This window comes from Brevundimonas sp. (assembly GCF_032107865.1).
Classification (GTDB): Bacteria; Pseudomonadota; Alphaproteobacteria; order Caulobacterales; family Caulobacteraceae; genus Brevundimonas.
Map to the genome: position 1 here is coordinate 1 of NZ_DAMCNG010000136.1, position 7,450 is coordinate 7,450.

At 67.3% G+C, this 7,450-nt stretch carries 9 protein-coding genes; 4 read left to right on the plus strand and 5 right to left on the minus strand.

The features are described from left to right. The 3 genes from RT567_RS11385 to rplS form a co-directional block, all read left to right on the plus strand. Positions 1-1,785 (plus strand): DUF885 domain-containing protein (locus RT567_RS11385; RefSeq protein ID WP_313576473.1); only part of this gene is annotated, 1,785 nt, incomplete at its 5' end. Between the two features lie 38 nt (positions 1,786-1,823). Next, positions 1,824-2,534, plus strand: a complete 711-nt coding sequence (trmD, locus tag RT567_RS11390) for a tRNA (guanosine(37)-N1)-methyltransferase TrmD (protein ID WP_138140739.1) — start codon at positions 1,824-1,826, stop codon at positions 2,532-2,534. Positions 2,535-2,550: 16 nt separating this feature from the next. Continuing rightward, on the plus strand, positions 2,551-2,967 hold the full coding sequence (gene rplS / locus RT567_RS11395) for a 50S ribosomal protein L19 (protein WP_292055961.1): 417 nt from the start codon (positions 2,551-2,553) through the stop codon (positions 2,965-2,967). A 103-nt stretch (positions 2,968-3,070) separates the two neighbouring features. On the opposite strand, the gene RT567_RS11400 is transcribed toward rplS, so the two are convergent. The 5 genes from RT567_RS11400 to RT567_RS11420 all read right to left on the minus strand — a co-directional run bounded on the left by RT567_RS11400 (position 3,071) and on the right by RT567_RS11420 (position 6,723). Then, positions 3,071-3,520 (minus strand): PA2169 family four-helix-bundle protein, encoded by a 450-nt coding sequence (locus RT567_RS11400; RefSeq protein ID WP_313576474.1) that lies wholly within the window; start codon positions 3,518-3,520, stop codon positions 3,071-3,073. Positions 3,521-3,579: 59 nt separating this feature from the next. Further along, positions 3,580-4,422, minus strand: coding sequence for a tryptophan 2,3-dioxygenase (locus RT567_RS11405; RefSeq protein WP_234287603.1), 843 nt, complete (start codon positions 4,420-4,422; stop codon positions 3,580-3,582). Positions 4,423-4,479: 57 nt separating this feature from the next. After that, complete coding sequence (locus tag RT567_RS11410; protein WP_292055968.1) at positions 4,480-5,010, minus strand: CHAP domain-containing protein; 531 nt, start codon at positions 5,008-5,010, stop codon at positions 4,480-4,482. Between the two features lie 32 nt (positions 5,011-5,042). Next, complete coding sequence (locus tag RT567_RS11415) at positions 5,043-6,176, minus strand: acyltransferase (protein WP_313576475.1); 1,134 nt, start codon at positions 6,174-6,176, stop codon at positions 5,043-5,045. A gap of 82 nt (positions 6,177-6,258) precedes the next feature. Next, positions 6,259-6,723 (minus strand): hypothetical protein, encoded by a 465-nt coding sequence (locus tag RT567_RS11420; RefSeq protein ID WP_313576476.1) that lies wholly within the window; start codon positions 6,721-6,723, stop codon positions 6,259-6,261. Between the two features lie 95 nt (positions 6,724-6,818). On the opposite strand from RT567_RS11420, the gene RT567_RS11425 reads away from it, so the two are divergent. Beyond that, on the plus strand, positions 6,819-7,450 hold a 632-nt coding region (locus tag RT567_RS11425), incomplete at its 3' end, for a DNA cytosine methyltransferase (protein WP_313576477.1).

Sequence of the window (7,450 nt, forward strand, 5' to 3'; positions counted from 1 at the left end):
GCCGCCATGGCCGAGGGGGCCGCGCCGGCCGCCGCGACGGCCCAGGCCCAGAGCGAGGACGCCCGGCTCAACGCCTTTTTCGAACAGGCGTTCGAGGCGCGCGTGGCGCTGAGCCCCCAGCGCATGACTTCGCTGGGCCGCAAGACCGACTATGACAAGCTGGACGACGTCTCCGACGCCGCCGCCCAACGCTCGCTGGCCCTGCAGGAAGCCCAGCTGGCCCAGATGAAGGCGCAGTTCGACCCCACGAAGCTGGGCGAACAGAGCCGCCTGTCCTGGCGCCTGTTCGAACACGGGGTGCAGCAGGCGCGCCTGTCTAACCAGTGGCGCGACTGGGGCTTCCAGTTCGCCGCCAACGGCAACCCGACGACCAGCCTGCCGGTCTTCCTGATCAACAACCACCGCATCTCAAGCGTTGCGGACGCCGAGGCCTATGTCGCCCGCCTGAACGCCGCCGAACGCTATATGGGCCAGGTGGCCGACACCCTGACGGCGCGCGCCGGCAAGGGCGTGGTCTCGCCGCGCTTCGTGTTCGAGCCCTCGATCGACAACACCCGCGCGGTGATCGCCGGCGCCCCGTTCGACGGCGGCGCCGACAACCCGGTCTGGGCCGACTTCCAGAAGAAGATCACCGCCCTGGACGCCGATCAGGCGACCAAGGACCGCCTGCTGGCCTCGGCGCGCACAGCTCTGACCGGCCCCTACAAGCGCGGCTTCGACACAGTGCTGGCGGCGCTCGGCCAGGTGCAGACCCAGGCCGACAGCGACGCGGGCGTGTGGCGCCTGCCGCAGGGCGAGGCCTATTACAACGCACGCCTGCAGCTCTCGACCACCACTGACCTGACCGCCGACCAGATCCACCAGATCGGTCTGGACGAGGTCGCCCGCATCCAGCGCGACATGGAGACGATCAAGACCCAGGTCGGCTTCACCGGCTCGCTGCAGGACTTCTTCGCTTTTCTGAAGACCGATCCGCAGTTCCAGTATCCGAACACGCCGGAGGGCAAGGAAGCCTATCTGACCGATGCCCGCGCCTTTGTGGCTCAGGTCATGGCCGTGGCGCCGCAGTGGTTCTCGAACCTGCCCAAAGCCCCGCTGGAGGTCCGCGCGGTCGAGCCGTTCCGTGAGGCGACGGCCTCCATCGCCTTCTACAACTCGCCCGCGCCGGACGGTTCGCGCCCCGGCATCTACTACGTCAACCTGTCGGACATGACCCAGGTGCTGAAGCCCCAGATCGAGGGCATCAGCTATCACGAGGGCGCGCCGGGCCACCACTTCCAGATCGCCTATGCGCAAGAGATGGAGCACCTGCCCAGCTTCCGCCGCTTCGGCGGCTACGGCGCCTATTCCGAAGGCTGGGGCCTGTATTCGGAACGTCTGGGCAAGGAGATGGGCTTCTATCAGGATCCCTATTCCGACTTCGGCCGCCTCTCGACCGAGCTGTGGCGCGCGGTGCGTCTGGTGACCGACACCGGCCTGCACGCCAAGCGCTGGAGCCGTGAACAGGCGATGGACTACTTCCGTCACAACTCCCTGCTGTCCGAGCGCGACATCCAGAAGGAGGTCGAGCGTTACATCACCAACCCCGGCCAGGCGACCAGCTACAAGATCGGCGAGCTGAAGATCGAAGAGCTGCGCGCCAAGGCCGAGGCGGCGCTGGGCGACCGCTTCGACATCAAGGACTTCCACACCGTGGTCCTGGGCTCAGGCGCCGTGCCGCTGGACGTTCTGGGCGACCTGGTCGACGCCTGGATCGCCAAGGGCGGCGGCCACCCGGCCGCCTGAGGCTCGCGTTTGCGACAGTAGAGCGGTAAAGGGCCGCCATGCCCTTTACCGCCACCGTCCTGACCATGTTCCCCGAGGCCTTTCCCGGACCGCTGGGGGTGTCGCTGATCGGCACCGCCTGGCGCGAGAAGGGGCTGTGGGACTTGCAGACGCTGGACATTCGCGCGTTTTCCGAAGATAAGCGCGGCTTCCTGGACGACACCCCTGCGGGTGGCGGTCCCGGTCAGGTGCTTAAAGCGGACGTGGTGGCCAGGGCTCTCGACAGCCTGGAAGGCCCGCCTAGGCCGCTTTTGTACATGAGCGCACGCGGTCGACCCCTGACGCAGGCGCGAGTGACGGAATGGGCCAAGGCCGACGGCATCGTCGTCCTGTGCGGCCGTTTCGAGGGGGTGGACCAGCGGGTGCTCGACGCCCGAGGGTTCGAGGAGGTCTCCGTCGGGGACGCGGTGCTCGCCGGCGGCGAGGCGGCGGCCATGGTGGCGATCGAGGCGTGCGTCCGGTTGGTTCCGGGGGTTCTGGGTGCGGCGGAAAGCCTGTCGACCGAGAGCTTCGAGGACGACCTGCTTGAGCATCCGCAGTACACGCGACCGCGGACGTTCGAGGGCCACGACATCCCGGAGATCCTGTTGTCAGGCGATCACAAGAAGATCGCCAAATGGCGTCAGGAGCAAAGGGAAAAGACCACGCGGGAGCGGCGCCCGGATCTCTGGGAGCGGCATCTCGCCAACTTACAGCTAAAGAGCAAATAAGCTCCGGAGAGACACTATGAACATCGTCCAGCAGCTCGCTGCCGAAGAAAAAGCCCGCCTGCTCGAAGGCAAGACCATCCCCGACTTCCAGCCCGGCGACACCCTGCGTGTCCACGTGCGCATTAAGGAAGGCGAGCGCGAACGCATCCAGGCGTTCGAAGGCGTCTGCATCGCCCGTGATGGCGGCGGCATCAACGAGACCTTCACGGTCCGCAAGATTTCGTTCGGTGAAGGTGTGGAGCGTCGCTTCCCGATCCTGTCGCCGAACGTCGACTCCATCGAAGTGAAGCGTCGCGGCGTCGTCCGTCGCGCCAAGCTGTACTACCTGCGCGACCGTCGCGGTAAGTCGGCCCGTATCGCCGAGCGCCAGACGGCCCGCAAGGTCGCCGTCCCGGCCACCGGCACGGCCGAGAAGGCCGGCGACGAGGCCTGATTTCAGGCTTCGGCTTCGCGCTGAAGATCAAAAGCCCCGGCGGAAACGCCGGGGCTTTTTTGTGCGCTAGCGCTCGCCGCTCGGCGGCGCGCTACTTGAGCGCCTAACCCGCCAGTCCCTGTTTCAGGGCGCTGAGCTGGTCGTGGCCCGCGCGGACCTCTACATAGGCGCGGCGGATGGTCTCCTTGGTCGTGGCGGACAGGCCTTCATCCGCCAGCGCTCGTTCGAACCGCGCAGTCAACTGCTCCTCGCCGCTCTCGATCGTACCCAGCACTGAAGCGTCATTGCGCAGCAGGGCGTGCTTCACGTCCATGAAGGCGCGCTGAGCCTTGGCCAGGATGGAGCCGTCTTCCTCCGGCGATCCGCCGCGTTCGCGCACTGCCGCCTTGAACCCCTCGGCCAGGCGACGCCGCTCGGCCGCCTGCCCCTCGAACCAGGCGCGATAAGGGCCGTCCGCCGCCTCCACGGCCGCCTGATGATAGCCGTCGGCGCTGTCGACCAGCCCCTCGACCAAACCATTGAGGGCCTTGATGTCGTGGCTGTTGCCGCTCATCGGAAACCTCCGTTGCTGCTCAAGAGAGAAACCCCTGCCAGCGGCGAAGGTTTCCAGCGTCACAGCTTGGTGCGCAGAGACCACAGTTCAGGGAAGCAGCGGCGCTTCAGCGTCTCGACCAGATAGCCGACGCCGTCGGTGCCGCCCGTGCCCTGACGGCGGCCGATGATGCGCTCGACCGTCACGACATGCTTGTGCCGCCACGTCAGCAGGGCGTCGTCTAGATCGACCAGCTTTTCGGCCAGTTGATACAACGGCCACCAGCGTTCGGTGTCGCGATAGACCTCCAGCCAGGCGGCCTCGACGCCCTCGTTCGCCTCATAGGACTGGCTGACGTCACGGTTCAGCACGGCCTCCGGCACCGGCAGCCCCGCCTTGGCCAGCTGACGCAGGGCGTCGTCGTAGAGGCTGGGCGACTCCAGGGCCGCCTGCAGCGCCGCATGGGCGTCCGGACGTTCGGCGTGGAAGCGCAGGAAGCGCGGGTCTTTCAGGCCCAGCATGGTCTCCAGGCGACGGAACTGATCGCTCTGGAAGCCCGAACTGGCGCCCAGATCGCCGCGAAACTTCAGGTAGTCAGCGGGCGTCATGGTGGCCAGGATGTCCCAGCTCTGGGTCATCACCGACTGGATGCGGCTGACGCGGGCCAGGCTCTTGTAGGCGGGCACCAAATCGCCCGCGCGGACCAGCGTCTGCGCCAGCGCCACCTCGTGCAGGATCTGCTTGAGCCACAGTTCCTTGGTCTGATGGATGATGACGAACAGCATCTCGTCATGCTGGTCGGAGCGCGGCTTCTGGGCGGACAGGATGTCGTCCAGCGCCAGATAACCGGCGTAGGTCACGCCCTGCGGCTCATGCTTGGCCGTCTCGATCGCGTGTCCGCGAATGTCGTTTGCTTCGGTCATACGCCAGCTATCGCCCGATCAGCCGGGCGGGGCCAGACCTTTTCGACGCAGCGCAGCCTAGTTGGCGGCGCGGTCTTCGGCGGCGGCGTTGGCGGCCATCTGACGGCCGTTGGCGAAGGCGTCGCGAGCGCCGTTATAGATGAAGCCGTAGGTCGGATAGACGGTCGTGCCCAGATCGTTGATCGGGTTGTACCAGACCTTCACCCGGCTCCAGTCGCCCGAGGACGAGACGTCCACGACGGTGACGTTTTCCTCGACCTTGCCGCGGCTGCCGCCCCAGTTGGCGTGGGTGACGCGGATCACGCGGTCGGTCAGGACGTCGGAGACGACGGCGACGTGGCCGGCGCTCATGCGGCCGTGGGGCTGGAACACCAGAACCGAGCCGGTTTCAGGCGCGTCGCCGGTGCGGAACTTGCTGACGGCCTGACGCCACCAGGTCCAGGCGTCGCCGAAGATCTGAATGCCCGAGAACATGCGCGCGAAGGTCACGCACTGCCAGTAGGGATCGCCGGCCTGGGCCGGGGTCGTGGTGAAGGCGAAAAAGCCTAGGCTTGCCGCAAGGGCGGCGGCTGTGAGCCGTTTCATCATCTGGCGTGCTCCCGACTGAACGCGGACAAGCCTTAGACGATAGGGTCAGAATGTTGAAGAACTGTTTCCGACTGTTTCCCCGGCTGACCCACAGATGATCGCCGCTTCTGCGCCCACCCGCGCAGGAAACGACGGGCCGGGCGCTCGATCAGTTGATGAACAATCGCGGCGGCGACAATCAAGCCCGCGATGATCGCCAGCCACAATACGAGGGGAAGCTGCTTGTCTTCCGCCCCGGTCAGGCGCGCCGCGACATTGACCGCCAGGATCTGCCACGGGGCGCACAGCATATAGACCGCATAGCTGATCTCGCCGAGATAAACGGCGGGAGCGGAACCCAGGACGCCCGCCTTGTTCGCCGGAATGCTGGCCAGAGCCAGGATCAGCAAGCCGCCGGACAAGACGGTGATCCCGTCCCAGCTCATCAGCGAGGCGCTGAGCACCGTCACAGCCGCCGCCGCCAGGGCCAGCAGGGCCGCGCGCGGCAGGGGCGCCCGGCGATAGACCAGGTAAAGGGCGCAGCCGTAGGCGAAGCACGGCACGATCCGCAGCGCGCCCCATTTGAACGTCGCCTCGGTCAGACGATAGCCCGCGACGCGCTCGAACCCGACATAGAGGGCGACAAGGAACAGCGCCGCCGCCGCCGTCGCCAGCCATGGCCGGTTCCGCAGTTTCCAGGCTGCGGCGGCGAAGACGGGGAAGGTCAGATAGGCGAACCACTCGGCTGAGATCGACCAGGACGGATGGTTCCAGCCCGCCTCGCCCGCAAAGCCCCAGGCGTGGACCATCAGCAGGTTGGGCAGCAGCGTCTTCCAGCTGAGGATGCTGGCGTCGATCGCCATGCCCGCCGCCGTCGCCGCCAGCCCCAGGGCCATGACGCCGAACAGGGTGAACAGGTGCAGCGGATAGACCCGCGCGATGCGCGCCCACAGGAAGCCCTTGTAGCCAAAGCGTTTCTCGCCAAACGCCTGGAGATAGACGTGGCTGAGGATGAAGCCTGACAGGACGAAGAAGAGCTCGACCCCCAGGTAGCCCTTGGCGGCCAGGGCGGGCATGCCGCCGACCGCCAGATTGGGCCACATCAGATAGACCACGACCCACAGGGCCGCGAGGAACCTGAGCGAGGTCAGGGGACGGATGTCGATCGGCGTCGCTACGGGCGTCATGGGACCATCCTGGCCGGTGAACCGACCGGGGACAGCCCGGCCGCGTAACAGCGCTCAATGCAAGCCGGGCGCCAGCTTCGCCTTACTCTACGCGGCCGCTCTCCCCAGCCCTCTCGATAGCGGCCGAGGCGGCGGCGCAGCCGGTCAGGGTCTCGTCGCCGATCTCGACCTTGGCGGTCAGAGGATAGGTGCGATCGCTCATGCCGTCCGAGCAGTCCGTCGCCGTCAGGGTGACGGTCAAATCCGTCCCGGCCTCGGTCTTGGCGGTCCAGCTGGCGACCGTGCCTTGCAGGCTCGGACCGGGATTGGCGGCCTTCTGCTCGACCCGGTCGACGCCGGAATAGGTCAGGCCGTCCGGCTTGATCTCCACCGCCCAGAAGGGCTCGGTTCCCAGCACGCGCACCGGCTGATCCAGATCGACGCCCGCCAGGGCGCGCGGCTCGGTCTTGACGGGCTCAGACGCCTTTTCAGCGGGCTGCGAACAGGCGGCCAGGGCCAAAGACAAAGTCAGGGACAAGGCGGCGGCGGAGAGGAGGGCGACGCGCATGGCGGTCCTTTCTAGAGTTCGCGGGCAAGGTCACGGTTTGCCTTCCCCCCGTCAAGACAGGCGCCAAAGCGGCTCGCTTGGGTTAATGTCGTTTCATGCCGATTCGCCCCGCCCCAGCTGCAGACGCAGGCGCCGCCTTCACGGCCTGCGAGTTCTTCGCGGGCGGCGGCCTGGCGGGCCTGGGACTGAACCTGAACGGGGCGGGTTTTCGCACGATCCTGGCCAACGACATCGACACGGCCAAGGCGCGCGCCTTCCGCGCCAACCACCCGCACGCGCCGCTGATCCACGACGATGTCTGGGCTGTGACGCCGGATCAGGTTCCGGGCGCGCCCGACCTGTGCTGGGCGTCGTCGCCGTGTCAGGACGTCAGCCTGGCGGGCGCGCGCGGCGGGCTGAAGGCCCAACGCTCGGGCGCCTTCTGGGGCTTCTGGAAGCTAATGCAGGGGCTGGACGCCGAGAACCGCGCGCCGCCGATCATCGTCCTGGAAAACGTCGTCGGCCTGCTGACCTCGGGCGAAGGACAGGACTTCGCCGCCGTCTGCGCCGCCATGGCCGAGGCGGGCTATACGGTCGGCGCTCTGGAGATCGACGCCGGGCTGTGGCTGCCCCAATCGCGCCCGCGCCTGTTCATCGTCGCCATGCGCGGCGTCGAAGGGCCGCACGGCCCCGCCCCGATCCAGCCCTTCCACTCCACGCGCCTGATCGCCGCCTGGCAGCGCCTGCC